This window comes from Rickettsia asembonensis (assembly GCF_000828125.2).
GTDB classification, from domain to species: domain Bacteria; phylum Pseudomonadota; class Alphaproteobacteria; order Rickettsiales; family Rickettsiaceae; genus Rickettsia; species Rickettsia asembonensis.
Genome location: NZ_JWSW01000004.1, coordinates 34,584 through 53,705, shown reverse-complemented (window position 1 = coordinate 53,705; position 19,122 = coordinate 34,584). Strand labels below are relative to the sequence as shown.

The following is a 19,122-nucleotide window of genomic DNA, read 5'->3' as shown; positions in this document are numbered from 1 at the left end:
ACTTTGTCTAAAGTTGCAAATGATAAACAAGCTAAAATTGGTTGTAAAGGAGGTAATAAGTTTTGGTATGGTTATAAAAAACATGTTAGCGTTGATATTCAATCAGGGATGATTAATAAGGTTGCAGTTACCACTGCAAATGTTACTGATAGCAAAGGTTTTAAACATGTTATGCCACACTCCGGTGCTACATATGTAGATAAAGCATATTGTACAAAGCCTGTCAAAGATGCAGCCACTAGGAAAGGAGTGCATCTTTGTGCTGTAAAGAAAAATAACATGCAAGATAAGAATTTTGACCTTGATAAATATTATACAAAAATTAGAGCACCTTTTGAAAGAGTATTTTCACAAGATAATAAACGTGTCAGATATATTGGTATTATCAAAATTCAATTCTCTGAATTTATGAAGGCTATATGTTTTAATTTAAAACGATTAACCGTTTTAACGGGTAGCTAATATTATCATAGATAACACATAGATAGTAACAAAATTTCTACTAATTTTGTATATACTGACCAAAATTTATCTTAAATTTAAACACAAATTTTTCCAAAAAAATATCCTTCCTGTAATTCTCTGCTTAATTCCTTATCTCTCAACACTTCCAAAATGGAAAGATAAAGAAATCAATGAAACAGTTGCTTTACCAAAACAACCTAAAATAGGTTATAATATTGGTACCAGCGTCTTGACGGAAAAAGATAACGTAAGTGTTCTACTAGAATATAACTGCCACTTACAGAAGAAATATCAAAGCCATCAAGATTTTATAAAGTTAAAAATTAATTTGTGATTTGTGAAGGTACTGTTACAAATATAGAAGAGAAGTAATATAAGGATAGGAAAGAAATTTAAGAGTATGTCAAGAAGTCTGTGTAAGTGTTGTATTTCTTCATATTTCAAAACTTGCAACTGAAGGGTTAAAACCTTGATTACTCTCTGTGTTTCCCATTTGATATTTTTAAAAAAACAACGAATCGTACGGAATGGCTCCCCGGGCCGGACTCGAACCAGCGACCGAACGGTTAACAGCCGTTTGCTCTACCACTGAGCTACCGAGGAATAAGTGGAAGTATCTAAAAATTTTTAGATAACTTCTTATAACAAATCTTTATTATAACGTCTAGCGTTTTCTTTATATAAAATAAAAAAAGTTTACTCATCCCCAATTTTCAACGCTGCGATAAAAGCAGATTGCGGGATTTCGATATTGCCGTACTGTCTCATTCTCTTTTTACCTGCTTTTTGCTTCTCAAGAAGCTTACGTTTACGACTTATATCACCGCCGTAACATTTGGATAAAACGTCTTTACGTAAAGCTTTAATAGTCTCACGAGCAATAATACGGCTACCGATACTTGCTTGAATTGCTATATCAATCTGCTGCCTTGGAATTAAATCCTTTAACCTTACGCATAATGCCCTACCCCTCTGCTCGGCACGTGAACGATGTACGATTGTGGACAGTGCATCAACCGCCTCTGCGTTAACCAAAATCCCAAGCTTAACAAGTTCAGAAGATTCATAAACATCCATTTGCCATTCAAAACTTGCATAACCTTTAGAACAGCTTTTTAAACGATCGTAGAAATCGTAAACTATCTCATTTAGCGGTAACTTATAAATTATTTTAGCTCTATTTGCTATATAGCTATGATCGAGCTGCACACCTCTTTTTTCCGTACAAAGTGATAATACTGTACCTAAAAACTCATCAGGTACCATTATAGTTGCTTTAATCCAAGGTTCTTCCATCGATTCGATTTTTTGCAAATCAGGCAAATCTGCAGGATTATGAATCTCTAAGCTTTCGCCGTCCCGCATATGGATTTTATACACCACGCTTGGAGCGGTAGTGATTAAATCTAAATCGAATTCCCTACTTAAACGCTCTTGGATTATCTCTAAATGTAGCAACCCTAAAAAACCGCACCTAAATCCTACTCCAAGGGCTGAAGAGCTTTCCATTTCGTACTCAAAGCTGGCATCATTAAGACGTAATTTAGCTAGCGAATCCTTTAGATGTTCAAACTCTGCACTATCTGTTGGATAAAGCCCACAAAACACCACCGGCAAATTTGGTTTAAAGCCCGGCAGAGCTTGCTCACAAGGTTTCTTCTCATCAGTTATAGTATCTCCGACTTTACAATCCGCTACTTGCTTTATAGAAGCAGTAAAGAAACCGATTTCGCCTGCATGTAAAACATCCGAAATATGTTTTTTTGGAGTAAAATATCCAACATTCTCGACTGTATAAACCGAGTTAGTAGCCATCATTTTAATACGCATATTCTTACGTAGAGTTCCATCAATAATGCGTACCAAGATAACCACGCCGAGATATGGGTCATACCAACTATCAACAAGTAAAGATTTCAAAATATCAGAACTACTTTCTTTTGGTGGAGGTAATTTTTTTACTATTGCCTCTAAAACTAAATCAATACCTATACCGCTTTTTGCCGAAATCAATACAGCCTCACTTGCATCGATCCCGATTATATCCTCTATCTGCTGCTTAACCTGTTCAGGCTCTGACGCCGGTAGGTCAATCTTGTTAAGTACCGGTACAATCTCATGATCATTCTCAATTGCCTGATAAACATTGGCAAGAGTTTGTGCCTCTACTCCTTGCGTACTATCAACTACTAATAACGACCCTTCACAAGCAGCAAGTGACCTACTAACTTCATAAGCAAAATCAACATGCCCCGGAGTATCCATCAAATTCAAGTAGTAAGTATTACCGTCTTTAGCCTTATATACAAGCCGCACGGTTTGTGCTTTTATAGTTATACCTCTCTCTTTTTCGATATCCATCGAATCTAGCACTTGCTGACTCATTTCCCTAGCCTGAAGCCCGCCACAATGCTCAATTAACCTATCGGCTAACGTAGATTTACCGTGATCGATATGAGCGATTATTGAGAAGTTCCTTATATATTTTTGATTATTCATAATTATTGTGATATAATTTGTATTTGTTTATTGTCTGTCATCCCGCGACTTGATCGCAGGATCTCAGGACACAAGCTGCGATACAAGATCCCGTGGTCAAGCCACGGGATGACACTAAACCACGATAATATATAACAAAATCGAAATTTATAACAGGAAAAAATAATGCGAGCTGAAATAGAAAATTACGTAAAAAAAATTGAGCAGTCTTTAGAACTACTTTGGAGGTCACTTTGACGTTGAAGCATCAACTGAAAGACTGAAAGAGTTAGAAGAGTTAACAGCCGATCCGAGCTTATGGAATGACCAAACTAAAGCACAAACATTACTGCGAGAAAAAAATAATTTGGAAGAAAAACTAAATGCCTTTAATAAACTCAAATCTAATTTAAAAGACGCTTTAGAACTTGAAGAAATGGCTGAAGCCGAAAACGATTTAGAAACACTTTTACAAGTTGAACAGGACTTTAAAAGCTTAAGCATAATTGCTGCCAAATTCGAAACGGAATGCTTGTTTTCAGGTGAAGCAGACGGTAATAATTGCTTTTTAGAGATTAATGCCGGAGCCGGAGGAACTGAAAGTCATGACTGGGCATCTATTATGATGCGTATGTATTTGCGTTTTGCCGAAAGACTCGGCTTTAAAATCGAAATAATCAATATGATTAACGGCGAAGAAGCAGGCATTAAATCATGCACGATTAGGATAATAGGCAAGCGAGCTTACGGCTGGTTTAAGACCGAAGCTGGTGTTCACAGATTAGTGCGTATTTCCCCGTTTAATGCTGCAGGTAAAAGAATGACTAGCTTTGCAAGTAGCTGGGTATACCCCGAAATTGACGATAATATAGCAATTACTATCGAGGATAAAGATTTAAGAATCGATACTTTTAGAGCATCTGGAGCAGGCGGGCAGCACGTTAATACTACCGATTCTGCCGTACGTATCACCCATATACCGACAAATACGGTGACACAATGCCAAAGCGATAGATCACAGCATAAAAATAAGGCTCAAGCTATGAAGATGCTTCAAGCAAAACTCTATGAGCTTGAAATGCAGAAACGCACAGACAGCGTTAACGAGCAGAATGCCGCCAAAACCGATAATAGCTGGGGACATCAAATTAGGTCATATGTTTTACAGCCTTATCAGATGGTAAAAGATTTACGTACAGATTATGAAACTTCTGATACTAAAGGAGTGCTTGACGGCGACCTTGAAGAATTTGTTTCCGCAAGCCTTGCTATGAATGCGGGTGGTAAGAGATAGTTAAAATCAATGAGTAATATTTTAAATAATCAATCGTATACTGATTTAATTAAAAATTTAAAACAAGAAATTAGCAAAGCTCGTATTAGAGCCCATTTAGCAGTTAATAAAGAATTGATAGTTCTTTATTGGAATATAGGAAAATTAATTTTAGAACGTCAGAATAAAGAGAAATGGGGTTCAAAAGTTATTCAAAATATTTCTGATGATTTGCGTAAAGAGTTTCCTGAAATGAAAGGATTATCATATCAAAACCTTTCTTATATGCGTCAGTTTTTTGCAGAATATAATAATGACCAAATTCTCCAACAAGCGGTTGGAGAAATCCCATGGAGTCATAATATTTATATTTTTTCAAAACTAAAAAATATAAATCAAAGAATTTGGTATGCACAACAAACCATCGAAAATGGTTGGTCAAGAAATGTATTATCCTTACAAATTAAAAGTAATTTATATGAAAGGTCAGCAAAAGGTATAAATAACTTTTCTAATACTTTACCTGAGCTACAGTCTGATTTAGCAAGATCGATTATAAAAGACCCGTATAATTTAGAATTTTTAGATATTCAAGGTAAAATAATAGAACGAGATTTAGAAAATAAATTGATAAATAATATTAAAAACTTTTTATTAGAACTAGGACAAGGTTTTGCATTTGTTGGCAATCAATATCATATAGAACTTGAGGGAGAAGATTATTATTTGGATTTAGTTTTTTATCACATAAAACTCAAATGTTATGTTGTTATTGAATTAAAAACCGGTAAGTTTAAGGCAGAATATGCCGGCAAACTAAATTTTTATCTTAATTTAATGGATCACAAAATTAAAGATAATTCGGATAATCCTACAATTGGGTTAATTTTGTGCGAAGAAAAACAAGGTATTACCGTAGAATACGCTATAGAAGGCATCCAAAAACCAATAGGAGTATCACAATTTAAGCTTACAGAAACATTACCTAAAAAGCTTGAAAAATTCCTGCCTACCCCTCAAGAGCTAGCAAAGCTAAAAAGCGAATAAATTACTAAAAGTTATTTTTTTGCTATCATGGTCAAGATGTGATATGACCTTTTCATATTTCAACCTTATTATTTTTATCACAATATGAAAAACTGCAAAAATTTTAACGTAGCTATTTCTATAATTATTATAGGGATAGTCTCAGTTCTAGGGTTTCAAAATTACCAAAAATATTCTCAAGATAAACATTTTGAGCAAATAATTAGCAATTTAAATAATCTAGAGTTTGATCCTGCTAATGAAAAAATCCGCAAGAATTTTATCTCTGAAATACAAAATATTTATACAATCGAAAATCCTGAAATAGATAAGAATATAAAATATGTATGGGTTTTATCGGCAAGATATTCTTATACAAAAATACCGATTAATTCTGATGCTCAAAATATAGGAGATGCAGATAAAGAAGACGGTTATAATAGAATGAGGCTTGGCATAGAGATTGCAAGAGAAGTTGCAGCTAAAAAACTTGATAAGCAAATATCTAGTCTAACATCTGAAGAATTACAAAAATACGGACCGATGATTTTGTTTAATGGCGGAGCTTATGATAATAGCTTACTAAAAGAAGCACTTGATAAAAATATTATTACCGATTATCCAAAAGAAAATTTTTATATATTCACTTTACCTGAGGGACAGGTTAATACAGGCGGACAATTTAAAACTTTATATAAAGAACATGAAAACGGTAATATCGACTTAAGTAACGCTGAAATTGCTATTATTACTCATGCTTATCATTTAACAGGTATTTTGATGACAAACCAAATTTTGACTTTTTCTTTACTCACAACACTAAACCTATAATTTTCTTAGTCGATCGAAAATTTGAAGCCTCAGGAGTAGATAATGAACTAAAGCAGGAGCTAATAAAATTACCTAGCTATATAGAAAAAAGTTTTGTTTCAGAAAAATTAAATGCTAATATTTAGCAATGCTTGATTAATCAATTACTATCTCTCTTGCTTCTTGTTCTTTAATCTCAATGCGAGGTAGAATAATAGTAAGTATTCCATTCTTAAGACTTGAAGAGATATTTGCCTGGTCTACATCTTCATACAATGATATTACATAATTAAAATTTTTATTCATGTAATTATCTGAATCATCAGCTTTATTTTTTTCTTCTATATTCCCTGTAATAAATAATTTATTGCCGTTCACTTTAACCTTAATTTGACTTTTATCAAAGCCAGGTACTTCCATACTAATAATATATTGCTTATCTTTAGTAATAAAATTGCTTTTTATGCTATTAGATTCATAAAGCGGCAATCTATTTTTAAATAAATTATCAATATTTGTAATTTGATTATCTATTAAATCCGCCACTTGACGCAAAGGCGTCGCATGACCGGTGTCATAATTATTATTAGCCATTGCAATATTATTAGATAAAATAATAGCTGCTATAGACGGAATATATAATTTTGCACTCTTTAACATAAAATTACCTTTACATTTATTGCTTATATATTTAAATATATAAAATTATCTACTCAAAATTCAAGTCTTACATTTCCATAATTTGCTAAAAGTACGCTGCCCAAAATAAAAGCTAATAATTCCCGAAAAAATAGTTTGATCTTCTATACTCCATAATATATCTAGATACTCCACTAGCAGAGCAGAACTTTTTAACGATTTATATTGAACATATTTAACACCTCCATACATTGCAAAGAAACTATAAGCAAGCACCGGTCTTACCGAACCGTTTAAAGCATCAACCCAGCTAACACCTGTTTTATAGGTAGAGTAAAGAGAATATTGCTCTGCCATTTCTTATAATATGGTAAGCTCTGTAAAAGTTTTTGTTATTAGCAATTTGACGATCTAAAATATTTATCTCATATTTTTTGTCGTTAATATCTTTGTATATTTTTAAAATTTCAGGAATGATAGAACTAATAAAGCCTGTAATCGCTGCAAATAAAGTAATCATAAATACCTATCTATATAATTTAGGATAAGTATAGCAAAGATAAGTCATCATACTAAGAGAGGAACGTTATTGCATGGATACCCAAGTCGTCATGAGCTAAGCGACTGAAGGCGTTATTGCATGGACCTGTAAAATCTACTCGATGTCATTCCAGCGTGGATCGGAAAAACCCACCGTGTCACCCCGTGACTTGCTAACTAGGTCCATAAAAACAATAAAAAATACTAATAATTTTAGTATTTTTAACTGGATCCCGTGGTCAAGCCACAGGATGACAGAGGTGAAATTGATCCACGCAACAAGGCTTTCTCGCAATGACGATTTTTGAACTACTTTAAATTAGACCAAATGCGGTTTTTCGCAATATAGAAAAAGATAGTAAACACTACCAAAAACATCATAACTTTAAGACCCATAGATTTACGATGTTCCATTTCCGGCTCAGCTGCCCATTGTAGGAATACCGCAACATCATGCGACATCTGCTCTACACTTGCATTAGTACCGTCCATATAGGTTACCTGCCCGTCTGTAAGAGGCGGCGGCATTGCTATTTGCTCACCTGGGAAATACGGATTATAATGAGCCCCTTGCATTAACTTAAAATCTGCCGGCGGTTCGGTATAACCGGTAAGCAACGAATATATATAATTAGCCTCGTCATGCCGTGCTTTTATTATTAAAGATAAATCAGGAGGATGTGCTCCGTTATTAGCTGCCCTTGCTGCTTGTTCATTAGGGTAAGGAGGTACAAAACGATCGGATGGAAGAGCTGGACGGTCAAACATCTCACCATCATCATTTGGACCGTCTTTTACCGTATAGCCTTTGGCAATCTCTTTTATCTCATCATCCGAAAAGCCAATATCTTTCAAGTTACGGTAATATAAATTGTTTAAACCGTGGCAAACGCTACAAACTTCTTTATAGACCTGAAAACCTCTTTGTGCTGCTTCACGATTAACTGTGCCAAATACGCCGTCAAACGACCATTTCATCTTTTTTGGATGTAATGCTTCTTCACCTGCAAGACTCAAGCTAGAGGTTACTAATATGATGATAGAAATAAGTAGTTTAATTTTCATAGTGTTTAAAAATTTTAATTCAATCGTCCAGGTAAGAATATATTAATGTAAATAATATTGTTATTGATAAAATAGTATTTGTAAAAAAACGATGTTGATTACGATATAATATTTTTAGATTTAATTTTTTATCCCAACTTGTAGTGTTATTAAAAATAAAATATTTATAAGAAAAAAAATTTGCTAATTCTCCTATTAATGGTATTCCTAATCCTAATCCCTTTAATAAAATAATTATTTCACGCCAAAGTAATTTGAAAAAATTTGGACGTTTGTTATTATTATTTAATATTTTTACTCCTAATAATAATTTACCTATTGTACTACCTGTTAAATAAAGCAAAAAAGCATTAATAAATATTGAATAAAAATGAAATATTATGCCAAAAATTATTATATTTATTATAAAAAAAGTAAAAGAATGGTTTCCAGATCCTAAAATCCTACTCATAAAAGCTGGTATAAAAATAGATTGTAGAATTTTACCTTTTGTATAGAATATTAAAAACACTATTATTACTGTATTTATATTATAGTCTATTATTCTTGCTGCCTATCTTCGCCAAGCATGTAAAGCTGTTACTTTTTCAGGAATTTCCCAATTTGTTGATTGCATATATTGTTTGTTATTTTTTATGCTATGTTTTTTTAAGTATTACAATGTCATTCTTACAAGGTCTTGTTGCGTGGTTTTATGTCATTCCCGCATAGGCGGGAATCCGGCATAAAGCACATTAGGTGTCACCCCGTGGTCAAGCCACGGGGTCCAGAAAAAAACTAACAAAGATTGGATACCGCGATCAAGTCGCGGTATGACAATTATTACCGGATTCCCGCCGTTGCTGGAATGACATAGAACTACCTGCTCGCAATGACGATTAGCATGACAGTATTACAACTCCTCCGGTAGCGGTAGCGGCTTTTCATATTTACCGATCAGCGGCAGAGCTAATAAGAAATGGAAGAAGTAATAACAAGCAGCAAAGCGGCTAATTGTAATATACGGCTCTTCTGCCGGCTGTCCGCCTAAATAACCGAGTAATAAACAATCTGCCATAAATATCCAAAAAGCAATTCGGTATATCGGTCTATAATTGCCGCTTCTAACTTTTGAGGTATCAAGCCACGGTAATAAAAATAAAACGAATATACTCCCGAACATTAATAATACGCCGCCAAGCTTAGAAGGTACGGCTCTAAGAATCGCATAAAACGGCAGAAAATACCATTCAGGTACGATATGAGCAGGCGTAACTAAAGGATTTGCCGGAACGTAATTATCGGGATGTCCTAAATAATTAGGTTCGTAAAAAATAAAATAAGCGAATATTATGAAATAAACTCCGAAACCGACAAAATCCTTTACGGTATAATAAGGGTGGAAAGGAATAGTATCTTTATGGCTTTTAACGTCGATACCTTTCGGATTATTTGAACCATGCTGATGCAGAGCTACTAAATGCAGCATCACAAGAGCAACAATAATAAACGGCAATAAATAATGCAGTGAAAAGAATCTATTTAATGTTGGGTTATCAACGGAAAAACCGCCCCAAAGCCAAGTAACTATGGATTCTCCTATTAGCGGAATAGCCGAGAATAAATTAGTAATTACCGTAGCACCCCAGTAGCTCATCTGCCCCCAAGGAAGCACATAACCCATAAAGGCAGTAGCCATCATAGTTAGAAAAATGATAATACCGATATGCCAAAGCAGTTCTCTCGGTGCTTTATAAGAGCCGTAATACAAACCTCTTGCTATGTGTAAGTATACGGCAGCAAAAAACATCGATGCACCTACCGCATGAGTATAACGCAGTAACCAGCCGTAATTTACATTACGCATAATCCTCTCGACGCTATCGAAAGCATGATCTACATGAGGTGTATAGTGCATCGCAAGTATAACACCGGTGATTATCTGAATCACCAACGCAATACCGGCAATAGAGCCTAAATTCCATAAATAGCTAAGATTTTTTGGAGTCTGATAATGACTAAAATGCTTTAGGAAAGAGAAAATAGGTAGGCGATAATCTATCCATTCTATAATAGCATTGGGCTTTTTAGGGGTAATATCTTCATTCATAAATAACTACCCAATTCTAATTTTTTTGTCGCTAATAAAACTATAAGGCGGCACTGCTAAATTTAAAGGAGCAGGACCTCTTCTAACCCTACCTGAAGAATCATATTGTGAGCCATGGCACGGACAGAACCATCCATCATATTCACCTTGATTAGCAAGCGGCACACAACCTAAATGCGTGCAAATCCCGATTGTTACAAGCCAATTATCATGACCTGCTTTCACACGTGCTTCATCAGTCTCAGGATCAATAAGCTCCGACATCTTTACGGCTCTTGCTTCAGCTATTTTATCAGGAGTACGGTTTGTGATAAAAACCGGTTTACCTTGCCATTTAACCGTAACTGTTTGCCCTACCGCAATATTTGATAGATCAACCTCAATTGATGATAAAGCAAGCACGTCTGCGGAAGGATTTAAGGAATCAATGAGAGGCCAAAGCGTACACACAGCCCCGACTGCTGCAACACTACTAGCCGTTAGAACCATAAAATCACGACGTGTAGTTTGTTTGTTTTTATTATCTTCAGTATCCGACATATAATATTAAAGTGACATAAATTAACGATTATTATTACTACCGCTTTGGGTATTATTAAGATTATTTGGATTTTCTAGTTCTTCATAAGGGTTTATTATAGGAGGTTCAGCGTCTGCAGCACTATCTGCTTGTTTTTGCGTAAGCTTATTTATTTCATCTTCTAACACTTTTGCTCCTGTTCCTTCTTCATGCTTATATTCTCCAGGATTACTTAAGCAATTCCAAAAACTAACTAAATGATTCCAATTAGGACCGAGTTTTGTAGTACAATTTTGAGCAACTGCTTTAGTTGTATCTAATATCTCGACTGTAGTTTCAGTAAAATAATCTATAAACCCAATTTTTTTTAAGCCCAATACTGTATAATATAAAGTAATCAAGGAAGCAACTGCTATAATTAAATACCATTTAGTGATAATAGACCACAGAAAAAATCCCATAGGATTTGCTGCAATTAACCTTCGTAAAGCCTGCCACATATATTTTTCTCAAAAAAATTTATTAATAATATTCATCTTTATTTTATATCACTACATTAGTAAAAATAAAGCAAAATCACGTAATATTATAAATATTTTTAATTAAATAGGAACTCAAGAAGAATGAAATCGGTAAAAATACTAAATTAATTCCTATCATAATAAAAATTAATTGTAAGTTATTATCTTGTAATATTAAGCCCGTCATTATAATATTCGGAATTAATAACGGCATGATAAACGTACCGACAAAGTTAGCATTCTTCTTAAAATAACATTGCATGCTACCGGATAAAACTACTAAACTACTTGATAAAACTAACATCATCCATACGCTAATAAAGAAAAACATTACCTCAAATAAAGTTTGGTCGAAAAAAATATAGATAATAGGCAAGGTTAAAATCATCCCTATAGTACTACTGATAAATATAGCAAAAAATTTAGCTAATATGATTTTTTCATGACTAACAATTGATAATAATAACTCTAAGCTTCCGTCTTCCAAATCAGATTTAAATATAACAGCAGAAAAACCGATTAATGAAATTAATAAACAAATTACCGAAAAAATTAAACCGAATTTGTTAATATCCCTTTCACTGTTAATTAAAACAGTACTAATTATGCAAAATAAAAAAAATATAACTATATATTTAATTATATTATTAATGCGATTCTGCACTATAAATTCACGCTTAATTAATACAAATAGATTATTCATGATTAAATAAATTATATATTAAGTACATTATTGCAGAAACAGTTAAACCTATTCCTATTTCAACAATAACTATAGAGATATGCTGAGCAAGTAGCTTATCATCTATAAAATTTGTTAGTGAATAATAATTTAAATAATTATCATTAAAAAATAGTGATATTGTTCCTACAATTGCATATATTGCTACACCTAAAACAGCAATAGAAATTAGCACGTTAGGAGGAAAATATCTGCTTAATTTTCGATTACCGTAAACTAAATCATAAGCAATAAGGCTAGATGCAAATATAACACCTGCTTGAAACCCACCACCCGGCGAAGACTCACCGTTAAGCTGAATATATATACTATATAAAATTATATAAGGTATTATAAAACTAGTGATATATTTTATTATTATTGTCATGCCATGGCTTGACCACGGCATCCAGTCTTTTTTTATTTTTTTCTTGATACCGTGGAGGTGCCACGGTATGACATCCTCCCTTGAAAATATCAACAACACAGCAATTCCTGCAATTAAAATTACGCTAGTTTCACCTAAAGTATCATAAGCGCGGTAGCTTGCAAGAATAGCCGCAACAAAAGAAGATACACCTATATCTCTAGAGGTATTTTCGAGATAATATTTACTTGAATACATATGAATAGGAGCATTATCATCACCGTAATTCGGTAATTCTAAACCCATATAAGCAAGAGTTACTACAAACAATAAACATATTAAACTTGCGGGAACAATATTAGTTCTCTCAATATTCTTTAAATCAGGAGGTAATTTACGTAACAAATTCAAATATACGCATGTTGATAAGCAAGCTCCAAGTGCTGCCTCGGTCATTGCGACATCAGGAGCATCCATAATAAGATAAGATACACCGATTAATAAGCTAAATATTGACGCAGCAATAACTGCATTTAGTAAATCTTTAGCAAAAATTATTTTTATTGAGATTAAAATCAATAAAAAAGCAATTAAGTTAAGTAGATAATTGCCGAGATCAAAATTTAAAGCTGTTTTCATTAGTTTTACAAGGGGTTAACTGTATAGTCTAATGTCATTCCCGCGGAAGCGGGAATCCAGTCTTTTTTAATTTTTTTCTGGATTCCTGCTTTCTAAAGGATGACATTGAAAGCAAAGATGCTTTACCGAGTGCATGGGTTGCTACTGGATTTAGTAGGAAAATCAATAAAGCCGCTAAAATTAATTTACCGGAGTTAACAATATCTGCTTCAATGCACGCAAAACCTATTAAGCAAACAGGCACTCCAAAACTCTCAATAACACTTGCTGCATGTAATTTAGTATAAAAATCAGGAAATCTAAAAAAACCGATTATCCCTGAAAATATAGCAAATAATCCAATAATTACTAATAATATTCCGATATAGTATAGTGTCATTTTTGTTATTTTTTTGTTATGTTATCGTTGTCATCCCGTGGCTTGACCTATAGTACCGGACAATTTTTGTTCTATGTCATTCCTGCGTAGGCGGGAATCCAGTAAAATAAGGCTTTTAAAAAAAAGCTTTATTTTACAAAAACTATGTAATAAAAAATCTTTAATTTTAAAGATTTTTTAGTCTGGATCCCCGCTTTCGCGGGGATGATATCGGGATCTTTTAAAAAAATTTCCGGTACTATGGGCTTGACCACGGGATGACATCTCAATCCAAGAGGTGACAATAATTCATTCACCTTGAGCCAAGCTATACCCTGCCACACCATCAAACTCAAATAAATTCTCTACTTTGATAAAATCAATATTTGCTTTGCCTAAAGCTTCAAGCAACCTTGTTATATCTAAATGCTTTATTTCCGTGCCGTCTTTATTCATAAAACGACAACACCAATGATCGGAAATAGTTTCAAACCTTGTATCACGAGGCCATAATTTTAGCCCTTTTGACGAGATTGTTTTTAACTCAACATTACCAAGATCAAGCTTATTAATTTTATCAGCTATATCGTGAGCGGAAGATACATTCATATTCACAAATATATCCGTACCGACCAATTTCTTAACTTCGTTAGTATTAATTTTATAATCTATATTACTTTCTTGTTTCTCGGCAATCAACGGATAATCTGCTTTAGGTAGCTTTGTCGGTATTTGTCCTAATCTTTTCGTTACTTCTTCAGCAAATTCTTTTGTACCGACTTTTTTACTAGAATTCTGCTCATTATATATATCGGCTGTATGAACTCCATCCTCTATAGTTTTCTTCCAAGCATTTTCGATTAAACTAGCAATATCACCCTGCCCTATATGTACTAGCATCATTATTGCAGCATTTAAAAGCCCTGACGGATTAGCGATATCTTTACCCGCAATATCGGGAGCACTTCCATGTACCGCTTCAAACATCGCATAATGTTGTCCGATATTTGCAGAACCGGCAAGCCCCACAGACCCTGAAATTTCAGCAGCTACGTCGGATATGATATCACCGTATAAATTAGAAGTTACGATAACGTCAAATATTTCCGGTTTGGTAGCAAGCCTTGCAGTCCCGATATCGATAATATAATGCTCATTATTAATTTGCGGATATTCTTTTGCAATCTCATTAAATACTTTATGAAAAACCCCATCGGAAAATTTCATAATATTATCTTTACTTAAGCACGTGACTTTTTTGCGGTTATTTTTTACCGCATATTCAAAAGCATATCTAATAATTTTTTTACAACCAGTATGACTTATCAACTTCATTGATTCATACATATTATGCGTTTGGCGGTATTCTATGCCTGCATATAAATCTTCCTCATTCTCACGTATAATAGTTAGGTTCAAATTTGGATGTAAGGTTCTAGTAAAAGGATGAAACAAAACAGAAGGACGAATATTAGCAAAAAGCTGTAATGTTTTACGAATCGTGACGTTTAAACTTTTATATCCTCCACCTTGCGGAGTAGTAATCGGGGCTTTAAGTATAATGCCGGTACGTTGTATCGATTCCCAACTTTCTTCACTTATGCCTGAAGTATAATGCTTCTTGTAAAGCTTTTCACCTACTTCAATGGTTTCTAAGCGAATACAAGCCTCGGCTTTACGTAATATATAAAGCACCGCCTCCATTATTTCAGGTCCTATTCCATCCCCGTATGCGATTGTAATCGATGTAAATTCTGCCATATTAAATACTCTTGTTAAATACATAGTGTTGTTGCGTGGCTCGGTAAAATACACTGTGTCACCTAGTTCGCTTGACCACGGGGTCTAAAAAAATTAAAAAAGACTGGATACCGTGGCGGGGCCACGGTATAACAAAGAATACGTTTCCTAAACCATACAACACAATTAATAGTTTATCGTTACTTCTTTTAATCTCTCATTCAACATAAAAGTCACTTCGGAAGTTATATTCAAATTATTTTTGGCATATAAGACTTGAGCACTTGGAATTACCAAATTAAGGTTATATTTCTCGGCAAGTTCACTAATTATTGTAATAGTTGTTTCGTGGACTCTACTCATAGCCTCAGCATGTGCTTGTTCAAGCTTTGTTTTCTTAATCTGAATTTCTTTTCTAACGTGGCTAACTTTTGCATTAAATTCGTTTACTTTATGCTCAAATTCGGTTTCACTTAAATTAGAACGCTCATTTAATAATTTCTCTTCCAGCGGTTTAAATTCTGCTTCTTTTGCAGCAATATCCTCTTGGATTCTATGGTTAAGCTTTTCGATTTTATTACGCAAATCTTTTATAGCAATCGAACCTTCCAATATAGATTGTACATCAGCAACAGCTACTCTAACTTTGAAATTATCTTCTTTAATTGGTATATTTTGTGCTTTTGCTATTACTGAGAAATTTATGAATATACATAAACATAATATTCGGTATATCATCCTTGATCCTTTTAGATTAAACGGTGTCGGTTAGGATTGTCATCCCGTGGCGGGGCCGGTCTTGTTGCATGGCTCGATTTTCCTCCTGTCATCCCGTGATTTATTCACGGGATCCAGTTAAAAATATCAATAATATTGATATTTTTAGTTGTTTTTCTGGATACCGTGGTCAAGCCACGGGATGACATCGAGGGCATTTTTTGAGCCATGCAACAACGCCGGTGGGGCCACGGTATGACACCTAATCCAAGAATAAATAACATCAAGTGATTTGTCTATCATTAAAAACTTAACTGTTACCTAACGTTGGCACATTCCCCTCTCCCGATGGTGTATACTCCTCGCTATTCAAATAATAATCATTAGAACAAGGGTCAAATGGAATAGTTTTTATTGTCTCTTGCCTTACATCTTCTTCACTAAGAAGATGTTCAGTATCAAGACGATCTAACTCAACATAAATTTCATGTTGTTCATTGAATTTATATAAAAAATTACAAGCTTGATGAATATGCTCTTTTCCTTTGTTCTCAACCAAAACTGCTTTAACTCTATAGTCTTTTGCAGCATTAACATGTTTAATATCATCATCCATGAAAAATACGTTTTTTTATTAGTTACTCCGGTATTATTAATTATTTCTCTTATATATTCTTTTTTAGTACAATTTTGTATTTCTTGAAAATTATTAGAAGGTAAACCTGATTTTATATGTATATTTTTTACTATTTCTTTGTCTAATAATTGCTCTAATGCATATTTTACGGCATTGGGATAATCATTAAACGATGCTATAGCTATTTTATGACCGGATGATATGATGTTTTTAAAAAGACGTACTAATTGCTCTTCATTTTTCCAACCTAAGTTTTCATTATCTAAAAAATTTTCCATCAGCTCTATAGTGAATTTTTGTTCAAGCCTAGCCATTTCTTTAGAACGTTCGTCATCTGATCTAAAAAAGCGATTTTGTATATTACGTGCTATTAAACCTCCTAATCGCTGTCCTATATAATTATACGAATGCCCCTTAACTAAAGTTCCGTCAAAATCAAATATAAATAGTGCTATATTATCGTTCATTAATTTCTCTTATTTTAAAGTTTAAAAATTCTTAGTAATTTTTATTCTATAGTTAAATCAATTAGTTTTATTCCAATTTTTGGTATTTTAGTATATAATACGGAAAACTATTGTAAACTTGTGAGAATTTTTTAAAGATGACATCTATTCGTAATATAGCAATTATTGCCCACGTTGATCATGGGAAAACTACGCTTGTTGATAATATGCTTAAACAAAGCGGAACATTTAGAGCTAACCAAGCAGTAGCCGAGCGTGCTATGGATTCTAACGATCTTGAACGTGAGCGTGGAATAACAATACTAGCCAAATGCACTGCTCTTATGTGGAACGATATCCGTATTAATATCGTTGATACACCTGGACATGCTGATTTTGGCGGTGAAGTAGAACGCATATTAAGCATGGTTGACGGTGTTGCGTTACTTGTCGACGCTTCTGAAGGACCAATGCCGCAAACAAAATTCGTGCTTTCTAAAGCTTTAAATCTCGGCTTAAAACCTATCGTTGTTATTAATAAAATCGATAGAGATGACCAAAGAATTAAAGAAGTTATCGACGAAGTATTCGAGCTATTTGTGGCACTCGAAGCAAATAACGATCAGCTTGATTTCCCTATAGTTTACGCCTCAGGCAGAGCAGGAAAAGCTTCTTTAACATTTGATAATAAAATTAATCCTTTAGACAATTTAGCAGAGGATCTAGCACCGCTGTTTGATCTCATAGTAAAACATGTACCAAAACCCGCAGCTAACGATAAAGCACCGTTTTCTATGCTTGTTACTACTAGAGAATATAATTCTTTCTTCGGTAGGGTTTTAACGGGGCGTGTACAAAGCGGTACTGTTAAAATCAATCAAAACGTAAAAGTATTAAATCGTGAGAATAAAGTACTTGAAACCGGACGTATCACTAAAATATTAGCATTTAGAGGTTTAGAGAGAATCGCTATAGATGAGGCTACAGCCGGCGATATTATTGCCGTAGCAGGCGTCGAAAATGCCAACGTTGCCGATACTATTTGTTCACCTGAAGTAACCGAATCTGTACCGTCTCTACCTATTGACCCCCCAACTTTATCCATGACTTTTAGCGTTAATGACTCACCGCTTGCAGGAAGTGAAGGGACAAAAGTTACATCAAGCTTGATTGGAGCTAGGTTAATGCGTGAGCTTGAGAGCAACGTCGCACTAAAAGTTACCGAAGCTGCTGAAAAAAATGCTTTCCAAGTTGCAGGACGAGGAGAATTACAGCTTGGTATCTTAATCGAAACTATGCGTCGTGAAGGGTTTGAGCTATCTATCAGTAGACCAGAAGTATTATTCCAAACCGACGAGAAAGGTAATAAACAAGAACCGATGGAAGAAATTCAAGTTGACGTTGATGATGATTATGTCGGAGTGGTCGTAAAATCTTTAGCACTTAGAAAAGCCGAAATGATTGATATGAGACCGTCAGGCGGAGGTAAAAGCCGTGTTACGTTTATCGGGCCTTCTAGAGGGTTAATCGGCTATCACAGTCAGTTTTTAACCGAAACACGAGGCACGGGGATTATGAATCGTATTTTCCACGGATATGCCGATTATAAAGGAGCTATCGAGGGAAGACGCAATGGCGTACTTATCTCTAACGGTGACGGGGCAGCAGTTGCATATGCTCTATGGAATCTAGAAGAAAGGGGAAAAATGTTTATAAACCCTAGCGATAAAGTGTATAGAGGCATGATTATCGGCGAACATAATCGTGATAATGATTTAGAGGTAAATCCGCTAAAAACAAAGCAACTAAGCAACGTTAGAGCATCAGGTAAAGATGAGGCTATAAGACTAACGCCGCCGATGCTTTTAACTCTAGAGCAGGCAATCAGCTATATACAGGATGACGAAAGGGTTGAAGTAACACCGAAATCTATTCGTCTGCGTAAGGCTCTACTTGACCCTAACGACCGAAAAAGAGCTGCGAAGTAATTTACTGTCATTCCTAAATGTTTTAAGTTGTTGCATAGCTCAGTCTCACTACTGTCACCCCGTGGCTTGACCACGGGGTCCAG

23 protein-coding genes, 1 tRNA gene and 1 pseudogene are annotated in these 19,122 nt (G+C 34.3%); 8 read left to right on the top strand and 17 right to left on the bottom strand.

All coding sequences use genetic code 11. The features are described 5' to 3' along the window. Both SB78_RS01145 and SB78_RS01140 read left to right on the top strand, forming a co-directional pair. Positions 1 to 462 (top strand): transposase (locus SB78_RS01145; protein WP_146624989.1); only part of this gene is annotated, 462 nt, incomplete at its 5' end. Between the two features lie 46 nt (positions 463 to 508). Continuing rightward, positions 509 to 799, top strand: coding sequence for a hypothetical protein (locus SB78_RS01140; RefSeq protein WP_241773640.1), 291 nt, complete (start codon positions 509 to 511; stop codon positions 797 to 799). A 194-nt stretch (positions 800 to 993) separates the two neighbouring features. Here the strand turns inward: SB78_RS01140 and SB78_RS01135 are convergent. Both SB78_RS01135 and lepA read right to left on the bottom strand, forming a co-directional pair. Next, positions 994 to 1,068, bottom strand: a tRNA-Asn gene (locus SB78_RS01135). A 93-nt stretch (positions 1,069 to 1,161) separates the two neighbouring features. Further along, a complete protein-coding gene (gene lepA, locus SB78_RS01130; RefSeq protein WP_041077844.1) occupies positions 1,162 to 2,964 on the bottom strand; it encodes a translation elongation factor 4 in 1,803 nt (600 codons plus the stop codon). On the opposite strand from lepA, the gene SB78_RS09550 reads away from it, so the two are divergent. The 4 genes and pseudogenes from SB78_RS09550 to SB78_RS11635 all read left to right on the top strand — a co-directional run bounded on the left by SB78_RS09550 (position 2,953) and on the right by SB78_RS11635 (position 5,969). Further along, positions 2,953 to 3,099: a hypothetical protein gene (locus tag SB78_RS09550; RefSeq protein ID WP_158510071.1), complete on the top strand. Its 147-nt coding sequence runs from the start codon at positions 2,953 to 2,955 to the stop codon at positions 3,097 to 3,099. The two genes, lepA and SB78_RS09550, sit on opposite strands and share 12 nt — an antisense overlap. A 30-nt stretch (positions 3,100 to 3,129) precedes the next feature. Continuing rightward, positions 3,130 to 4,237, top strand: a protein-coding gene (gene prfB / locus SB78_RS01125) for a peptide chain release factor 2 (protein ID WP_096334728.1) whose coding sequence is annotated in 2 segments (ribosomal slippage) — positions 3,130 to 3,198 and positions 3,200 to 4,237 — 1,107 coding nt in all. Because the reading frame shifts where the segments join, the coding sequence is not laid out codon by codon here. A gap of 9 nt (positions 4,238 to 4,246) precedes the next feature. Next, the gene (locus SB78_RS01120) at positions 4,247 to 5,263 is read left to right on the top strand and encodes a PDDEXK nuclease domain-containing protein (protein WP_041077840.1); all 1,017 of its coding nucleotides are present in this window, start codon (positions 4,247 to 4,249) and stop codon (positions 5,261 to 5,263) included. 522 nt (positions 5,264 to 5,785) lie between these two features. Further along, a pseudogene (locus SB78_RS11635) lies at positions 5,786 to 5,969 on the top strand (hypothetical protein). A 239-nt stretch (positions 5,970 to 6,208) separates the two neighbouring features. Here SB78_RS11635 and SB78_RS01110 read toward each other — a convergent pair. From SB78_RS01110 to SB78_RS08720, 3 genes are read right to left on the bottom strand one after another with little or no spacing between them, the layout of a single operon-like run. Beyond that, positions 6,209 to 6,712 (bottom strand): Hsp20/alpha crystallin family protein, encoded by a 504-nt coding sequence (locus SB78_RS01110; RefSeq protein ID WP_041077839.1) that lies wholly within the window; start codon positions 6,710 to 6,712, stop codon positions 6,209 to 6,211. 60 nt (positions 6,713 to 6,772) lie between these two features. Then, on the bottom strand, positions 6,773 to 7,048 hold the full coding sequence (locus tag SB78_RS01105; RefSeq protein ID WP_041077836.1) for a hypothetical protein: 276 nt from the start codon (positions 7,046 to 7,048) through the stop codon (positions 6,773 to 6,775). Continuing rightward, entirely contained in the window at positions 7,014 to 7,211 is a 198-nt protein-coding gene (locus tag SB78_RS08720; RefSeq protein ID WP_096334727.1) for a hypothetical protein, read from the bottom strand. Before SB78_RS08720 ends, SB78_RS01105 begins: the two co-directional genes overlap by 35 nt. Before the next feature lie 142 nt (positions 7,212 to 7,353). On the opposite strand from SB78_RS08720, the gene SB78_RS07495 reads away from it, so the two are divergent. Beyond that, entirely contained in the window at positions 7,354 to 7,539 is a 186-nt protein-coding gene (locus SB78_RS07495) for a hypothetical protein (RefSeq protein WP_081420884.1), read from the top strand. Position 7,540: 1 nt separating this feature from the next. On the opposite strand, the gene SB78_RS01100 is transcribed toward SB78_RS07495, so the two are convergent. The 12 genes from SB78_RS01100 to SB78_RS10470 all read right to left on the bottom strand — a co-directional run bounded on the left by SB78_RS01100 (position 7,541) and on the right by SB78_RS10470 (position 17,072). Beyond that, positions 7,541 to 8,296, bottom strand: coding sequence for a cytochrome c1 (locus SB78_RS01100; protein ID WP_041077835.1), 756 nt, complete (start codon positions 8,294 to 8,296; stop codon positions 7,541 to 7,543). A gap of 19 nt (positions 8,297 to 8,315) precedes the next feature. Then, the gene (locus tag SB78_RS01095) at positions 8,316 to 8,837 is read right to left on the bottom strand and encodes an RDD family protein (protein WP_277813934.1); all 522 of its coding nucleotides are present in this window, start codon (positions 8,835 to 8,837) and stop codon (positions 8,316 to 8,318) included. A 351-nt stretch (positions 8,838 to 9,188) separates the two neighbouring features. Continuing rightward, the gene (locus SB78_RS01090) at positions 9,189 to 10,385 is read right to left on the bottom strand and encodes a cytochrome b (RefSeq protein ID WP_041077831.1); all 1,197 of its coding nucleotides are present in this window, start codon (positions 10,383 to 10,385) and stop codon (positions 9,189 to 9,191) included. Positions 10,386 to 10,391: 6 nt separating this feature from the next. Next, positions 10,392 to 10,925, bottom strand: a complete 534-nt coding sequence (gene petA, locus SB78_RS01085; RefSeq protein WP_041077829.1) for a ubiquinol-cytochrome c reductase iron-sulfur subunit — start codon at positions 10,923 to 10,925, stop codon at positions 10,392 to 10,394. A gap of 21 nt (positions 10,926 to 10,946) precedes the next feature. Next, positions 10,947 to 11,405: a DUF2670 domain-containing protein gene (locus tag SB78_RS01080; protein ID WP_041077827.1), complete on the bottom strand. Its 459-nt coding sequence runs from the start codon at positions 11,403 to 11,405 to the stop codon at positions 10,947 to 10,949. A gap of 76 nt (positions 11,406 to 11,481) precedes the next feature. Continuing rightward, positions 11,482 to 12,129 (bottom strand): heme exporter protein CcmB, encoded by a 648-nt coding sequence (locus SB78_RS01075; protein WP_041077825.1) that lies wholly within the window; start codon positions 12,127 to 12,129, stop codon positions 11,482 to 11,484. Then, positions 12,122 to 13,153 (bottom strand): DUF4040 domain-containing protein, encoded by a 1,032-nt coding sequence (locus SB78_RS01070; protein ID WP_041077824.1) that lies wholly within the window; start codon positions 13,151 to 13,153, stop codon positions 12,122 to 12,124. The genes SB78_RS01075 and SB78_RS01070 overlap by 8 nt, the downstream gene beginning before the upstream one ends. Before the next feature lie 34 nt (positions 13,154 to 13,187). Next, complete coding sequence (locus tag SB78_RS01065; protein ID WP_041077822.1) at positions 13,188 to 13,532, bottom strand: Na+/H+ antiporter subunit G; 345 nt, start codon at positions 13,530 to 13,532, stop codon at positions 13,188 to 13,190. A 288-nt stretch (positions 13,533 to 13,820) separates the two neighbouring features. Next, positions 13,821 to 15,272, bottom strand: coding sequence for an NADP-dependent isocitrate dehydrogenase (locus SB78_RS01060; RefSeq protein WP_041077863.1), 1,452 nt, complete (start codon positions 15,270 to 15,272; stop codon positions 13,821 to 13,823). A gap of 165 nt (positions 15,273 to 15,437) precedes the next feature. Next, positions 15,438 to 15,989 carry an OmpH family outer membrane protein gene (locus tag SB78_RS01055; protein ID WP_041077820.1) on the bottom strand — a complete coding sequence of 184 codons (552 nt, stop codon included), beginning with the start codon at positions 15,987 to 15,989 and terminating at the stop codon, positions 15,438 to 15,440. Positions 15,990 to 16,093: 104 nt separating this feature from the next. After that, the gene (locus SB78_RS10475) at positions 16,094 to 16,252 is read right to left on the bottom strand and encodes a palindromic element RPE4 domain-containing protein (RefSeq protein WP_241773638.1); all 159 of its coding nucleotides are present in this window, start codon (positions 16,250 to 16,252) and stop codon (positions 16,094 to 16,096) included. 184 nt (positions 16,253 to 16,436) lie between these two features. Beyond that, positions 16,437 to 17,072: an HAD family hydrolase gene (locus tag SB78_RS10470; protein ID WP_241773637.1), complete on the bottom strand. Its 636-nt coding sequence runs from the start codon at positions 17,070 to 17,072 to the stop codon at positions 16,437 to 16,439. A gap of 137 nt (positions 17,073 to 17,209) precedes the next feature. Between SB78_RS10470 and typA the strand changes: the two genes are divergently transcribed. Then, positions 17,210 to 19,039, top strand: a complete 1,830-nt coding sequence (typA, locus tag SB78_RS01040; RefSeq protein ID WP_041077818.1) for a translational GTPase TypA — start codon at positions 17,210 to 17,212, stop codon at positions 19,037 to 19,039. Positions 19,040 to 19,122: the final 83 nt, after the last annotated feature.